The organism is Isoptericola sp. Y581 (genome assembly GCF_059445475.1).
The window spans coordinates 18844-32306 of sequence record NZ_JCAIUK010000003.1 but is presented as its reverse complement, the minus strand read 5'-3'; the positions used below and the strand labels follow the sequence as shown (position 1 = coordinate 32306).

Annotated in this window: 14 protein-coding genes; 4 read left to right on the top strand and 10 right to left on the bottom strand. The window is 73.0% G+C overall.

Annotated features, from left to right (window positions below; all coding sequences use genetic code 11):
- Window positions 1–4: 4 nt before the first annotated feature.
- The 6 genes from AC1C2W_RS06320 to AC1C2W_RS06295 form a co-directional block, all read right to left on the bottom strand.
- A complete protein-coding gene (locus tag AC1C2W_RS06320; RefSeq protein ID WP_495412665.1) occupies window positions 5–1435 on the bottom strand; it encodes a hypothetical protein in 1431 nt (476 codons plus the stop codon).
- A gap of 56 nt (window positions 1436–1491) precedes the next feature.
- Window positions 1492–1776 (bottom strand): hypothetical protein, encoded by a 285-nt coding sequence (locus AC1C2W_RS06315; protein ID WP_495412664.1) that lies wholly within the window; start codon window positions 1774–1776, stop codon window positions 1492–1494.
- A gap of 7 nt (window positions 1777–1783) precedes the next feature.
- Entirely contained in the window at window positions 1784–2080 is a 297-nt protein-coding gene (locus tag AC1C2W_RS06310) for a WXG100 family type VII secretion target (RefSeq protein ID WP_495412663.1), read from the bottom strand.
- Between the two features lie 134 nt (window positions 2081–2214).
- Window positions 2215–2859 (bottom strand): DUF6580 family putative transport protein, encoded by a 645-nt coding sequence (locus tag AC1C2W_RS06305; protein WP_495390970.1) that lies wholly within the window; start codon window positions 2857–2859, stop codon window positions 2215–2217.
- The gene (locus AC1C2W_RS06300; protein WP_495412662.1) at window positions 2856–3275 is read right to left on the bottom strand and encodes a DUF4430 domain-containing protein; all 420 of its coding nucleotides are present in this window, start codon (window positions 3273–3275) and stop codon (window positions 2856–2858) included. The genes AC1C2W_RS06305 and AC1C2W_RS06300 overlap by 4 nt, the downstream gene beginning before the upstream one ends.
- 95 nt (window positions 3276–3370) lie before the next feature.
- The gene (locus AC1C2W_RS06295) at window positions 3371–5497 is read right to left on the bottom strand and encodes a DNA gyrase/topoisomerase IV subunit B (RefSeq protein ID WP_495390972.1); all 2127 of its coding nucleotides are present in this window, start codon (window positions 5495–5497) and stop codon (window positions 3371–3373) included.
- An 81-nt stretch (window positions 5498–5578) separates the two neighbouring features.
- Between AC1C2W_RS06295 and AC1C2W_RS06290 the strand changes: the two genes are divergently transcribed.
- Both AC1C2W_RS06290 and AC1C2W_RS06285 read left to right on the top strand, forming a co-directional pair.
- Window positions 5579–5827 carry a DUF7455 domain-containing protein gene (locus AC1C2W_RS06290; protein WP_495390973.1) on the top strand — a complete coding sequence of 83 codons (249 nt, stop codon included), beginning with the start codon at window positions 5579–5581 and terminating at the stop codon, window positions 5825–5827.
- Between the two features lie 189 nt (window positions 5828–6016).
- Complete coding sequence (locus AC1C2W_RS06285) at window positions 6017–7432, top strand: FAD-binding oxidoreductase (RefSeq protein ID WP_495412661.1); 1416 nt, start codon at window positions 6017–6019, stop codon at window positions 7430–7432.
- Between the two features lie 79 nt (window positions 7433–7511).
- On the opposite strand, the gene AC1C2W_RS06280 is transcribed toward AC1C2W_RS06285, so the two are convergent.
- From AC1C2W_RS06280 to AC1C2W_RS06270, 3 genes are all read right to left on the bottom strand, one after another.
- Window positions 7512–9089 carry an RNA polymerase sigma factor gene (locus AC1C2W_RS06280; RefSeq protein WP_495412660.1) on the bottom strand — a complete coding sequence of 526 codons (1578 nt, stop codon included), beginning with the start codon at window positions 9087–9089 and terminating at the stop codon, window positions 7512–7514.
- A 333-nt stretch (window positions 9090–9422) separates the two neighbouring features.
- Complete coding sequence (locus tag AC1C2W_RS06275) at window positions 9423–9797, bottom strand: universal stress protein (protein ID WP_495412659.1); 375 nt, start codon at window positions 9795–9797, stop codon at window positions 9423–9425.
- Window positions 9798–9806: 9 nt separating this feature from the next.
- A complete protein-coding gene (locus AC1C2W_RS06270; protein ID WP_495412658.1) occupies window positions 9807–11048 on the bottom strand; it encodes a DUF4192 domain-containing protein in 1242 nt (413 codons plus the stop codon).
- Window positions 11049–11234: 186 nt separating this feature from the next.
- Here AC1C2W_RS06270 and AC1C2W_RS06265 point away from each other — a divergent pair, with 186 nt between their 5' ends.
- Both AC1C2W_RS06265 and AC1C2W_RS06260 read left to right on the top strand, forming a co-directional pair.
- Window positions 11235–11876 carry a hypothetical protein gene (locus tag AC1C2W_RS06265; RefSeq protein WP_495412657.1) on the top strand — a complete coding sequence of 214 codons (642 nt, stop codon included), beginning with the start codon at window positions 11235–11237 and terminating at the stop codon, window positions 11874–11876.
- Between the two features lie 9 nt (window positions 11877–11885).
- Window positions 11886–12992 (top strand): polyprenyl synthetase family protein, encoded by a 1107-nt coding sequence (locus tag AC1C2W_RS06260; RefSeq protein ID WP_495390979.1) that lies wholly within the window; start codon window positions 11886–11888, stop codon window positions 12990–12992.
- A gap of 44 nt (window positions 12993–13036) precedes the next feature.
- Here the strand turns inward: AC1C2W_RS06260 and AC1C2W_RS06255 are convergent, their stop codons facing one another.
- Window positions 13037–13444 carry an Rv2175c family DNA-binding protein gene (locus AC1C2W_RS06255; RefSeq protein ID WP_495390980.1) on the bottom strand — a complete coding sequence of 136 codons (408 nt, stop codon included), beginning with the start codon at window positions 13442–13444 and terminating at the stop codon, window positions 13037–13039.
- Between the last annotated feature and the right edge of the window lie 19 nt (window positions 13445–13463).

The window sequence follows — 13463 nt, the reverse complement described above, 5'->3', positions numbered from 1 at the left end:
CCGGTCACCCCAGCCCGCTCGGGCCGCGGTACGGCGTCGTCATGCGCTCGTCCTCAAAGGTCTTGGTCCCCTCGTAGTTGTCGCGTGCGTCGTCCCCGTACGACGGGCCCGGGCGCGCGTCGTCCGCGAACGCCGAGGCAGGCACACCGGTGCTCCCGGCGCCGGCGGCGAACCCGGCGAACCAGCTGCCGGAGCCCAGGCCGTACACCCCGTACATCCACGGCTTGACGATCACCTGCGGCATCGAGATCTTGAGCTCCTGGAGGGCGACGTTGATCGCCTTGAGCTCCTTGGTGCCGCCGAGGCCGACCGCGGCTGCCCAGTTCCAGACCTTCCACGCCGCCGGGTTGATCTTCACGGCCGCTTCCAACCCCTTGACGCTCTTGAGCGCCTCGACCAGCTTGATGTTGGCCGAGTTCACCCGGTCGAGCGCGAAGGTCCTGCCGAAGGTCCCTGGCGGGACGTCACCCTTCTTCTTCCAGAAGGCGAGCGCCTTGGCGATCTTGTTCATGTCGAAGAGCTTGGTGGCCATCCCCTCGGTGGCAACACCCTTCGCCGCCTTGGTGGCGTTGGCGATCATCCTCGCCGCGGCGAGCCCTCCGACGGCGGCGAGCACGCCCACCGCTCCCCAGACCACTCCCATCCAGCTCGCCTCGCCCAGGCCTGCGAGCGTGATCGCGCCGAGGAGGCCGACGACCCCGACCGCGAGGGCCGCCCAGGCGAGCGCCCCGAGCCCGGGGATGATCATCGCGACGACGGCGAGCGCCATGCCGATCCAGCCGAGCACCTCCACGAATCCCTTGAGGAACTTGATGAAGTTGTGGTAGGCCGCCTCCTGCCAGGAGTGGTGCAGCCCGTCGTCGCCCCAGTTCTCCTTGATCTTGCTCGCGGCGGCGTCCGCCGCCGCGTCGAGTGCGGCCATGGCACTCGCCGCCTTGGCCCTGGCGGCCTCGAGGTCACCCTCGGCGGCGCCGATCTTGTCCGACCGGTTGCGCGACGCCTGCTCGTCGTCGTCGGAGAGCGGGTCGTCGTCCGAACGGTCCTCGTCCGCCGGGTCGGGCAGTCCCTCGGCGCTCTTCTTGTCGCCTGCAGCCTTCTCGGCGGCCGTCAGGGCCTTGCGCGTCTCCGACCGGGCTGTCTGCAGCTCCGGCTGGTACGTGTCGAGGGCGTCACGCACGTCCTCGTAGCGTGCACCGGCCTTGCCCAGGTTCTCGTGGGTCTCGCCGGCACGCTCCCGGATCGCGTCGGCGGACTTGCCCTTCAACAGGTTCTCGTCGCCCTCGCCGATCTTTTTGAGGAGCGCCGCCTGCGTGGTCATCGCGTCGGCGATTTTCGTGTAGTGGCTGATCAGGCCAGTCAGCTCCGTACCGTCAGCGGGGACGGGGTCGGAGTCGTAGCCGAGCAGGTCCCACTGACCCGCGCGGGCGGCGCTCATCCAGGCTCCTTCAGTGTTGCGGGCGACATCGTGCAAGCTGCCGAGCTCTCGCCGGCTCAGCCCTTCGGCTGCAACGACTCGTCCAGCTCGGTCTCGACGTCGTTCCAGGCCTCAGCGGACTGCTCCATCTTTTCCTGGAGGTCCTTGACGTTGTCCTGGAGCTTCTCGCGCTTGACCCACCAGTTCTCGATGAAGTCGTCCATGGCGCCCGCGACCTTCGTGTGACCGAAGATGCCGCCGTCGTCCCACTTCGCGTCCATGTTCTCGAACTCGTGCAGGACTGCCTCGAGCTTCTCGGCACCCTCATCGATGACCTCCTGGGTGACCTTGAGGTCGGCCATCGTGCGACTACTTGTTCAGGGCGTTGGCGAGCTCTTCATCAGTGTTGCGCAGCGCCTCGGCAGCCTGCTTCAGGTATTCGCCGATGCCCGTCAGGCCCTCGAGGACCTGCTTGCCGCCCTTGTCGAGCTCCTTGTACGACTCGTCGAACCGCTTGGACGACTTGTCCGTGACGTACCCGTCCTGGACCAGCGCCTCGACCATCGAGCGCAGCTGGTCGAGCTTCCCGCGCATGTCGTCCGACTCCTGCTTCATCCGCTGCGAAGCATCTTCCATCTCCTGGAAGGTCACCTTGATGTTGGCCATGGGTCAGTCCTCTCGGTTGCCTGTGGAAGCAATCGAGGCTACACGACCTCTAGACAATCAACGCGAACCGGACCAAACGTGCGGCGGCATCCGCGGAAACGTCGGGAAAATTGGCCGACGTGCGTCCCCGCAGGTCAGGCTCCCGGGGCGGCAGGGCGTCCGACGAGATCGGCGGATCGAGACGCGTCGCGCGGCAGCCGCTCCAGGCGCTCTGCGACCGCCACGACGCCGGCCGCGAGCGGGACGAGCACGAGGTTGCCCAGCAGCATCGTGCGCAGGAACGGCAGGCCGGCGGCGTAGCTCGCCAGCAGTCCGTCGAGACCCTGGGGGTAGAACGTGCCCCGGCCGATCCACCACACGCCGGCGTTGGTCCACAGGTAGAAGAACAGCGAGCCGGCGACGCCGAAGCCGAGCGCGCTGAGCCAGCGGGCGCCGCCACGCACGCGGCCCGCCCACCAGGCGCCGACGCCGACGACGGCCCACGCCGTCCAGGTGAACACCAGCACCGAAGAATTGCCGAGCAGCACGTCGCTCGCCGCGACGACCGCCAGGGGCGCGAGCATCGCGAGGCGGTGGCGCAGCAGGCCCGCCGCGGCGAACGCCGCGGCGGTCGAGAGCTCGAGGTTCTGCGGCGCGCCGAGGTCGTTCTTCACCAGCCGCCACGCGACGGCGCCGACCACGAGCAGCACCGCGAGTGCCGGGCGCCACCAGCGGTACACGAGCTCGCGGGCGGGCAGCGGCCGCTGCACGCGCGGCGCGGCGGCGGATGTCGCGGTCACTTGATCTCCTCGAGCTTCCACGTGATGGTCTGGCCGTCCTTGGTCTCGAGCGTCCCGGCGCCCACCTGGGCCGCCTCGCCGTCGACGTACAGGCCCCAGAACTCGTTGCCCTGGTCGGCCTCGCGCCCGCCGATGCTGGTGACGAACGCGTTCTCCCCCTCGCCCTGGACGACCGCGTCCGGGTCCTTCTCGACGAGGAGCTCGAGGGCGGTCCTGCCGTCCTCGCCCTCGTAGGAGAACTCGCTGAGGTTCTCCGCCACATGCTCGGTGGGGTCCACCGACGCGGAGGCGGAGGCGGTCGCGCCTGCGTCCGGCGAGCCGCCGTCCGAGCACCCGGCGACGAGCCCGACGGCCAGGGCCACCGCGGGCAGGAGGGCGAGCAGTCGGGGCGCGCTCGGGCGCGGTGCGGTCTTCACCGCCCGAGGGTAACCAGAGGCGGCGCGGCCGCGCGCGACGGGCCAGGATGCGGGCGGCGACCACCCCGACCGGCCCGACCGGGGTATCGCCGTCGTCAGGCGTCGATCCGCGACTGGTCCAGCGTGCCGGCCCCCGCCACGATGAACTCCTTGCGGGGCGCGACGTCGCTGCCCATGAGCAGCTCGAAGACCCGCTCCGCCGCCTCGGCGCCCTCCACCGTGACGCGGCGCAGGGTGCGGTGCCGCGGGTCCATCGTGGTCTCCGCGAGCTGGTCGGCGTCCATCTCGCCCAAGCCCTTGTAGCGCTGGATGTCCTCCTTGTAGCGCCGGCCCGCGCGATCCAGCCGCTTCAGCGTCGCGGTCAGCTCCGCCTCCGAGTACGTGTAGACGTACTCGTTCTTGCGCCGGCCGCTGCCCAGCACCTCGACCCGGTGCAGCGGCGGCACGGCCGCGAACACCCGGCCCGCCTCGACCAGCGGGCGCATGTATCGGTAGAACAACGTGAGCAGGAGCGTGCGGATGTGCGCGCCGTCGACGTCGGCGTCGGTCATGAGCACGACCTTGCCGTAGCGCGCCGCCTCGAGCTCGAAGGACCGGCCCGAGCCCGCGCCGAGCACCTGGATGATCGCCGCGCACTCGGCGTTGCGCAGCATGTCGCTGATCGACGCCTTCTGGACGTTGAGGATCTTGCCGCGGATGGGCAGCAGCGCCTGAAAGTCCGACGAGCGCGCGAGCTTGGCCGTGCCGAGCGCGCTGTCGCCCTCGACGATGAAGAGCTCGCTGCGGGTCACGTCGTCGCTGCGGCAGTCGGCGAGCTTGGCCGGCAGCGACGACGTCTCGAGGGCGTTCTTGCGCCGGGAGATCTCCTTCTGCTTGCGCGCCGTGACGCGGGCGCGCATCTCGGCCACCACCTTGTCGAGCAGCAGCGCCGCCTGCGCCTTCTCGTCGCGCTTCGACGAGGTCAGCAGGGCGCCGAGCTCCTTCTCGACGACACGGGAGACGATGCCCCGCACGGGCGCGGTGCCCAGCACCTCCTTGGTCTGGCCCTCGAACTGGGGCTCGGCGAACCGCACCGTGACCACGGCGGTCAGGCCGGCCAGGACGTCGTCCTTCTCGATGCGCTCCGCTGCGTCCTTCATCGAGACCTTCAGCCGCCGCGCGTTCGCCTCGATCTGTTTGCGCACCGTCTTGAGCAGGCCCTGCTCGAACCCGGACAAATGCGCCCCGCCCTTGGGCGTCGCGATGATGTTGACGAACGTGCGCAGCTCGGTGTCGTAGCCGCCACCCCAGCGCAGGGCGATGTCGACCTCGCAGTCGCGCTGCACCTCCTGGGGCGACATGTGCCCCCGCGAGTCGAGCACGGGCACCGTCTCGGTGAAGTGGCCGCTCCCGCGGAGCTGCCAGGTCGCCGTCACCGGGGTGTCCGGGGCGAGGAACTCGACGAAGTCGACCGCCCCGCCGTCGTGCTGGAAGACCTCCTCGTGCGGCCCCGTCTCCCCCGGCGTCCCCGGCAGGCCCCGCTCGTCGCGCACCGTGAGCTTCAGGCCCGGCACGAGGAACGTCGTCTGGCGGGCGCGCGTGACCAGCTCGTCGTAGCTGAACACCGCCGTCTTCGGGAAGACCTGTCGGTCCGCCCAGTACCGCACGCGGGTGCCCGTGACGCCCCGCTTGACCTTGCCGACCACGGTGAGCTCGCTGTGGTCGGTGAACGGCGCGAACGGCGATTCCGGCGACGGGCCGGCCGCCGAGTCGGAGAACACGCCCGGCTCGCCGCGGTGGAACGTCATGCGGTGCGTCTTGCCACCGAGGTCGACGTCGACGTCGAGGCGGGCGGAGAGCGCGTTGACGACGGAGGCGCCCACGCCGTGCAGGCCGCCCGAGGCCGTGTACGAGCCGCCGCCGAACTTCCCGCCCGCGTGCAGCTTGGTGAAGACCACCTCGACGCCCGAGAGCCCCGTCTTGGGCTCCTTGTCCACCGGGATGCCGCGTCCGTCGTCCTCGACCGTCACCGACGAGTCGGCGTGCAGCACGACCCGGATCGCGGTCGCGTGGCCGCCCAGGGCCTCGTCGACCGAGTTGTCGATGATCTCCCACAGGCAGTGCATGAGGCCGCGCGAGTCCGTCGACCCGATGTACATCCCGGGGCGCTTGCGCACCGCCTCGAGGCCCTCGAGGACCGTCAGATGGCGCGCGGTGTACCCGGACTCGGAAGTGGCTGTCACGGGAACGAGGGTAGACGACTCGAACGGATGTTCATGTGGCCCACGCCGCTATGCCGGGAGCGAACCCGGCGCCCTGCCGGGATGCTTCCCCGCGGGGGATGGTTGGATAGAGACGTGAGCACCACGACAGCCGAACCCACCCAGCCGCTGACCGCCGCCGACCGCTGCGACCGCTGCGGCGCCCAGGCGTACGTGCGAGTGGTCCTGCCCGTCGGAGAGCTCCTCTTCTGCGGGCACCACGCACGTGCGCACGCAGGCGCCTACGAAGGTGTCGCCGTCCACGTCCAGGACGAGACGGACCGGCTCCACGCCGAGCACGGAGCCCGCTGAGGCTCCGACCTCCTCGGCCCGACCGACAATCCACACGAGAGCCCCGCACCCTCCGGTGCGGGGCTCTCGCGCGTCGACGCCCGGGCGCTCGCCCGGCCTCACCCAAAGTCGACGCCGCCGGCGCGTCACAAAGGACCCGCACACGCCTCCCTCTTCTCGGCACCACCAAGCAAACCCAGGGAGACCCCAATGTCCAGCACCATCCCCTCCGACAACGACCTCGCGAGGGCTACCGGGTTCGCGGCCCGGCTCGCCCCCGCGCTCGATGGTGGAGCGGCTCTGCCCCCGGACCCGGCGTACGACGCTGCGCTCCACGGCTTCAACCTCGCGGTGGCCCACCGGCCGGCGCTCGTCGTGCACGCCCGGTCCGCCGCGGACGTCGTCGCCACGGTCCGCGCCGCCGCGGAGCACGGGTTCGGCGTCGGCGTCCGCTCGACGGGCCACAGCGCCGCCCCCACGGGGGCCGGCGACGTACTGCTCGACGTGTCCGCCCTCGACCGCCTCGACATCGACCCCGTCGCACGTACCGCGACCGTCGGGCCGGGCGTGCCGTGGCAGGCGGTGCTCGCGTCCGGTGCACCCCACGGCCTCGGCGGCCTGTGCGGGTCGTCGCCCCACGTCGGGGTGGTGGGCTACACCCTCGGCGGCGGCCTCGGCCCGCTGGCCCGCACCTTCGGCCTCGCCGCCGACCACGTCCGCGCGATCGACGTCGTCACTCCCGACGGGGAGCTCGTCACCGCGACGCCGACGCAGCACGAGGAGCTCTTCTGGGCGCTGCGCGGCGGTGGCGGAGCGTTCGGCGTCGTGGTGGCGATGACCTTCGACCTGTTCCCGCTGCGTACCGTGCGGGCGGGCACGCTCTGGTTCGACGTCGACGACGCACCTGCCGTGCTGCACCGGTGGCGCGTCGAGACCGGGCACCTCCCCGAGGAGATCTCGACCTCCGTGGCCCGGCTGAACCTGCCGCCGCTTCCGACGTTGCCGGAGCCGCTGCGCGGCCGTGCCTTGCTCGCCGTCCGCTACGTGCGCCACGGCGACCTCGCCGCGCCGGACCCGCTGGTCGAGACGCTGCGCCAGGTGGCGACGCCCGTCCTGGACACCGTCGGCGACCTGCCGTACACGCGGATCGGCGAGGTCCACGCCGACCCGGACGAACCGATTCCCTTCGTCGACCGCGGCAGCCTGCTCCGCGAGCTCACCGAAGAAACTGTCGACACGTTCCTCGGCGCCGTGCCGCCGGATTCCCCCTTGCTCGCCGCCGAGATCCGCCTCCTGGGCGGCGCCGTCGCCCGGCCGGCGGAGGTGCCGAACGCCGCCGGCGGCAGGGATGCCGCCTACACGGTGTTCCTGGGCGCGCCCGTCGGCCCACCGAACGTCGCCGACGAGCTCCAGCGGGTGTGCGACGCGCTGGCGCCGTGGAGCACCGGCGGCGCGATGATCAACTTCGCCGGGCCGCGCGACGCGGTCTCCGCGTCCCTCGTGAGCCAGGCCTTCGGCCCGGCGACGTACGACCGCCTGGTGGCGTTGCGTCGGCGGCTCGACCCGGGCGGCGTGCTCGACCCGTCCGCCCGGTGGTCGGTGGTGGACGGCGTGCCCGTCGCCTGACCGCGCCGCCGAGCGCCCCCGGACGCGCGAGAGCCCCGGTACCGGATCTCCGGTACCGGGGCTCTCCCGTCAGGCGAGGTCAGTCGAGGTAGTCGCGGAGCACCTGCGAACGGGACGGGTGGCGCAGCTTCGACATCGTCTTGGACTCGATCTGCCGGATCCGCTCGCGTGTGACGCCGTAGACCTTGCCGATCTCGTCCAGCGTCTTGGGCTGACCGTCCTGCAGGCCGAACCGCATGGACACGACGCCGGCCTCGCGCTCGGACAGGGTGTCGAGCACCTGGTGCAGCTGCTCCTGGAGCAGGGTGAACGACACGGCGTCCGCGGGCACGACGGCCTCGGAGTCCTCGATGAGGTCGCCGAACTCGCTGTCGCCGTCCTCGCCCAGCGGGGTGTGCAGCGAGATGGGCTCGCGGCCGTACTTCTGGACCTCGACGACCTTCTCGGGCGTCATGTCGAGCTCCTTGGCCAGCTCCTCCGGCGTGGGCTCGCGGCCCAGGTCCTGGAGCATCTGGCGCTGCACGCGGGCGAGCTTGTTGATGACCTCGACCATGTGCACCGGGATACGGATGGTGCGGGCCTGGTCGGCCATCGCGCGGGTGATCGCCTGCCGGATCCACCAGGTGGCGTACGTCGAGAACTTGTAGCCCTTGGTGTAGTCGAACTTCTCGACCGCGCGGATCAGGCCGAGGTTGCCCTCCTGGATCAGGTCCAGGAACAGCATGCCGCGGCCGGTGTAGCGCTTGGCGAGCGAGACGACGAGACGCAGGTTCGCCTCGAGCAGGTGGTTCTTGGCGCGCTTGCCGTCGTGCGCGATCCACCGCAGGTCGCGGTACATGCGGCGCCCGTCGGCGTTCGCCTTGGTCTTGTCCCAGTCGGCGTAGTTCTTGGAGAGCCGCTCCTCCGCGAACAGGCCGGCTTCGATGCGCTTGGCGAGCTCGACCTCCTGCTCCGCGTTCAGCAGCGCAACCTTGCCGATCTGCTTCAGGTAGTCCTTGACCGGGTCCGCGGTGGCGCCGGCCGTGATGACCTGCTGCGCGGGCTGGTCGTCGTCGTCAGTGTCGGACACGACGAAGCCGGACTGCTCGTCGTCCTTGCCCGCACCGGCCTTCAGGCCCCGGCGGGTGGCCGAGCGCCCGGTGCCCTCGGCATCGTCGTCGTCCTCGGGCTCCTCGACGCCGTCGGGCGTGGGATCGTCCTTCGCCGCGGCCTTGCGGCCACGAGCCGGCTTCGCCGCGCTCTTGGTCGCGGGGGTCTTGGTCGCGGCCTTCTTGGCGGTCGACGAGGTCGAGGACTCCGCCGCGTCGTCCGCGGGCGCCTCGGCGGGCTTCACCGTCGAGGTCTTCACCGGGGACGCCGATCGCGTCGCAGGGGCCTTGGCACGGGTCGCGGTGCTGCGGCCGGCCGAGGCGGCCGCGACCTTGGTGGCCGTGGGCACGCCGATCTCGACGCCGGCGGTCGCGAACGCCCGCAGGACGGCCTTCAGGCGCTTCGGGTCAGCGACCGCCGCATCCTCGCAGGCGGCGCGGAAGCTCTCGGCGTCGACCCGGCGGTCGGCAGTGCCTCGAGCGAGCAGCCCCTGGAGAGCGGGGTGCTCGAACTCGCGGGGAAGAGCGGGGTTCTGCGCAGTGGACGCCACAAACCGACCTTTCGGCATTCGAGGGGACGGTGCACCGCCGTCAAGGCCTCCGACGCGGACTGTCGTGGCTCAAGCGGACACCTCTATTGTAACGGCGACACCCGCGACGGAGGGGCACCACAAGCTTCCGCGCCCGTTCCCTGCACCCGCGTCGTCCGTTCACCGACGCTGGCACAACGCACCGGGCGCCAGGAAGATTCCCGTCGTCCCGCGCCGCAGCGCCGTTCCGGCGGGCACGACGCCCCGCACCGACGGGGGCGATCGGGGGTCACGAGCGTCACACCACCCGGGCGCGTCGCACGACGGTTGGACTCGACGCGACGGACCCGGGCGAATGCGGCGCCGTCGACGTCACGGTTTGACCGCCAGCACCGGTTTGACCGCCAGCACCGGACAGGGCGCCTCGAGCAGGATGCGCTGCGCCCCCGACCCGAGGATGAGCTTGCCGACCGGGCTGCGCCGGCGCAGCCCGACCACGATCAGCTCGGCCCCGGCGTCGCGCGCGGTGCTCACCAGGTCATCGGCGAGGTCGCCGGTGCCCCCGACGACGGAGAACGTGATGCCTGCGGCGGTCAGGTCCTGCTCGACGGCCTGCCTCCCGGCCCCTCCGTCGTCCCTGGTCACGACGACGGTGAGCGGGACGGACCGCTCCTGCGCCTCGCGCTTCGCTGCGGCCAGCGCCGCCTGTCCTTCGGCCGTGCTCAGGAGTCCGACGACGATCGTCATGGGGGCACGCTACCCGACCGTGCGGGCGGGCACAGAGGCCGGTTCCGGGACGCCCCCGGCGCGGACCCAGCCGGGTGGCACGGCGGCCCGGAGCACGCCGTCCAGCAGCGCGGCGAGCCGGTGCTCCGGGTCCTGCCGGGCCGCGTCCCGCACCCGTCGCGCGGCGCGGCCGCCGTCGCCCCGCCACCAAGCCAGGAACCCCAGCAGCGCCAGCGGCGGGGCGTGCAGGCGGCGTGGCACGTGACCGACCACCTGCTCCAGCACCAGCCGCGCGGCCTCCGCGGTCGCGGCCTCCGGCGGCACCGCGACCCGGGGGTCGACGACCCGTGCGATCGCCCGGGCCGTCGCGACCTCGACGGCGGCGGCGGCGGTGGGGCTGCCGGCCATCCCGGCACCGGCGGTACGGCCGGCCGCGTCGTGAGCCCCGGGCACGAGGGAGAGCAGGACCGCGTCCCGCACGGTCACGTCGGCGAGCGCCGCCGCCAGCCGCCCCAGCCCGGCCGGCGGGAGCGACAGCTCGCGGGGCGGCCCGGCACGCAGCTCGGTGGCCGCGTGCCGCATCAGCTCGCACCACAGGCCGTACGCCTCGGCCCGCCACCGCCGGGTGGCGTCCTCGGCGGGCGTGGTCGCGCCGCCGGTCGCCGCCTCGCGGGCGCGCTCCGCGCGGGCCGCCGCACGGGCAGCGCGCTCACGCAGGCCCCCCGCGGGGCGCGGGATCCGGAACGCCTCCTCCTCGGAGGCCGCGACCGCCCGCCCAGCCACCACGAAGGCCGCGCTGACCTCCCGGTGCTCGAGCTCGCTCAGGGGGTGGCCCGACGCCGGGCAGCACACGGGGTCGGCGCAGTCGAGCCCGCGGAACCCGGTGGGGGACACGAGCCAGGTCTCGATGTCCAGGGGCGCGTCCGCCGCGTCGAGTGCGCGGAGCACGGCGTCCGCCGCGGCACGGGCCGATGCCTGTTCCTGCGCGGAGTAGACCGCGACGACCGCGAGCTCGGCCCCGACCCGGGTGGCGGCCCTGGCCACGGAGACGACCTCCGGCGGGGCGTCGTCGAGCTCCCCCAGCGGGATCCGAGCGACCAGCCCGACCCTGCCGTCGGCCGTGATGCACACGACCACGCAGCAGTCCCGTGGCCGGAAGCCCAGCAGGTACGGGATCGCCGCGAGCAGGTCGCGGGACGAGCGGAGCACGACCGGCGGGTCGAAGGAGGAGCCCGGCTCCTCGGAACGGTGGGTGGCGTAGACGGTGTCCATGCGTCGATCCCAGCCCAACGGCCGGCCCGGCGGCGTCCCTCCGGGACATCTGTGGAGGGTCGTGGCTGGGGGGCAGGGTCCGACGCCTGCGGCACGGGCGCGCGTCCTCGAGCGCCGGGCGGCGCCGGCCTGGCGGGCGGGCGGTCGGGGTCGGTCCGGCGCCGGCGGGCCGCTACGGTGGGCGCCGTGCCCACGCTCCCCCGCCGGTCGCACGCCCGGCGACACCGCTCCGCACCGAGGGTCGCGCACGTCGCCGCGGCGGCCGCCGCGGCGACCCTGCTCGCCGTGTCGGGATGCGGCGTCCTCCCCGGCGCCGGCGCTGCGGGGGACGACCCCCCGGCGACGGACGGCTCGGGAGTCGGGGTGCGCGACGCCGGCGAGCCCGGGGCGTCAGCGAGCCCGACGGCGGAGCCGGACGCCGGGACGGCACTGCCCACCTTCGACCCGGGCACGGCAGTCGGCGGCTACGCGAAAGGGTTCCCCCGCGACCTCCTCGGCGCCCCCGACGACGCCACCGTGCTCGCCAGCTCGGCGACCCCCGGCGAGGGCACGCTCACGGACGTCACCCTCAACCTGGCCACGGACCGGAGCGCCCAGGAGGTGCTCGACCAGCTCGCGAAGCCCCTGCGCAAGGCGGGGTTCACCGAGTCCGGCTCGTCGACCTTCACCGGGTTGACGGCGCAGACCACGTTCGGCCGCGAGTCGCCGCCGAAGGGGAAGAAGAAGGGCGGGGACCCCGTCGTGGAGTCCGTCACGCTCGGGGTCCTCGACGACGACGACCGCCGGCTGGTCACGGTGAGCGGATCGGTCGTCGTCGCTGACGCTTAGGCTGACGACATGCCCTCCGCACCCGCACCGGTCGACCTCGAGAACCTCCGGAACGACGTCGACTCGGAGGTCGAGCGCCACCTCGCGGAGCTCGCAGCGGAGGTCGCCACCATCGGCGGGTCCGCGACCGCCCTGACCGACCAGGCGGCGGTGCTGCTGCGCGGCGGCAAGCGCCTACGCGCCGCGTTCTGCTACTGGTCCTTCCGGGCGCACGGCGGGCCGGCGGTCGGCGCCGAGCGGGACGCCGTCGTGCGGGCGGGCGCCGCCCTCGAGCTCTTCCAAGCGGCCGCGCTGCTGCACGACGACGTCATGGACGCGTCCGACACGCGACGCGGCCGGCCCACCGCCCACCGTGCCTTCGAAGCACGCCACGACACGGCCGGCTGGGCGGGGTCCGCCGAACGCTTCGGTACGGCAGCCGCCATCCTGCTCGGCGACCTCTGCCTCGTGGCCTGCCAGCGGGAGATCGCGTCGGCGGTCGCCGAGCTCCCGGCGGACCGGGCCGCGGCCGCGCGGGCGCTGTTCGACGCGATGCAGAGCGAGGTGGTCGTGGGCCAGTACCTCGACGTCCTCGTGCAGGCCGAGCCGTGGGGCCTCGATCCCGCGACCGACGAGGACCGCGCCCGCACGGTGCTGCGTGCCAAGTCGGCCCGTTACTCGGTGGAGCGCCCCCTCGTGCTCGGCGCCCTGCTCGCCGGCGCCGCCCCCGGCCGGGCGGAGGCCGTCTCGGCCGCGGGGCTGCCGCTCGGCGAGGCGTTCCAGCTCCGGGACGACGTGCTGGGCGTGTTCGGCGACACCGCCCTCACCGGCAAGCCCGCGGGCGACGACCTGCGGGAGGGGAAGCGCACGGTGCTCGTGGCCCGCACGATGGCGGCTGCGAGCCCGGCGGATCGCGACCTGCTCGTCGCGCGGCTCGGGGACCCCGAGCTGACGGACGTGACCGTCGAGCGGCTGCGCGGCGTGATCGCGGGCTCCGGCGCGCTCGACGCGGTCGAGACGCTCATCGGCTCCCTGGCGGACGGCGCGCTCGACGCTCTCGGGGCGGCCGAGCTCGCCGAGCCGGGACGGACCGTGCTGCTCGACCTCGCACGCGCCGCCGTCGATCGCGCCGCCTGACGGCGCGCGGGCAGCCAGTCTGGCGGCCAGGTCTGGCGGCCAGGTCAGAGCAGCGCCTGCGCCACCCGTCGCACCTCGCCGCGGCGGCCCGCCAGCAGGTCCTCGATGGGCGGGCGACCGATCGTCGGCTCGGTCTCGAACAGCCACCGCAGGATCTCGGCGTCGTCGAGGGCGGCGTCGGAGAGCAGCATCACCGTGCCGCGCAGCGTGCTGAGCACGTGCGGCTTGCCCTCGTCGGTGACAAGGAACGCCGCGGGCACCTGGAACGTGTTCCGCTCGCCCCGCTTGATCCCGACGAGGGTGCGCTCGGAGACCAGTCTCCGAGCCTTGCCCAGCTCGATGCCGAGCGCCTCCGCGACATCGGGCAGGGTCAGCCACTCGTCCACGAGGGACTCAAGGGCGGTGCGGTCGTCGGGATGGCTGCCGGGCTCCGGCGCGTGCGTTTCACTCACGGGGCCAGCCTACGGGCCT

Bases quoted from the DNA above. Each gene is read 5' to 3' on its own strand.
- AC1C2W_RS06285 (WP_495412661.1), top strand. From the start codon at position 6,017: ATGTCCAGCACCATCCCCTCCGACAACGACCTCGCGAGGGCTACCGGG.
- AC1C2W_RS06280 (WP_495412660.1), bottom strand. From the start codon at position 9,089: ATGCCGAAAGGTCGGTTTGTGGCGTCCACTGCGCAGAACCCCGCTCTT.
- AC1C2W_RS06270 (WP_495412658.1), bottom strand. From the start codon at position 11,048: ATGGACACCGTCTACGCCACCCACCGTTCCGAGGAGCCGGGCTCCTCC.
- AC1C2W_RS06290 (WP_495390973.1), top strand. From the start codon at position 5,579: ATGCTTCCCCGCGGGGGATGGTTGGATAGAGACGTGAGCACCACGACA.
- AC1C2W_RS06260 (WP_495390979.1), top strand. From the start codon at position 11,886: ATGCCCTCCGCACCCGCACCGGTCGACCTCGAGAACCTCCGGAACGAC.
- AC1C2W_RS06275 (WP_495412659.1), bottom strand. From the start codon at position 9,797: ATGACGATCGTCGTCGGACTCCTGAGCACGGCCGAAGGACAGGCGGCG.
- AC1C2W_RS06320 (WP_495412665.1), bottom strand. From the start codon at position 1,435: ATGAGCGCCGCCCGCGCGGGTCAGTGGGACCTGCTCGGCTACGACTCC.
- AC1C2W_RS06315 (WP_495412664.1), bottom strand. From the start codon at position 1,776: ATGGCCGACCTCAAGGTCACCCAGGAGGTCATCGATGAGGGTGCCGAG.
- AC1C2W_RS06310 (WP_495412663.1), bottom strand. From the start codon at position 2,080: ATGGCCAACATCAAGGTGACCTTCCAGGAGATGGAAGATGCTTCGCAG.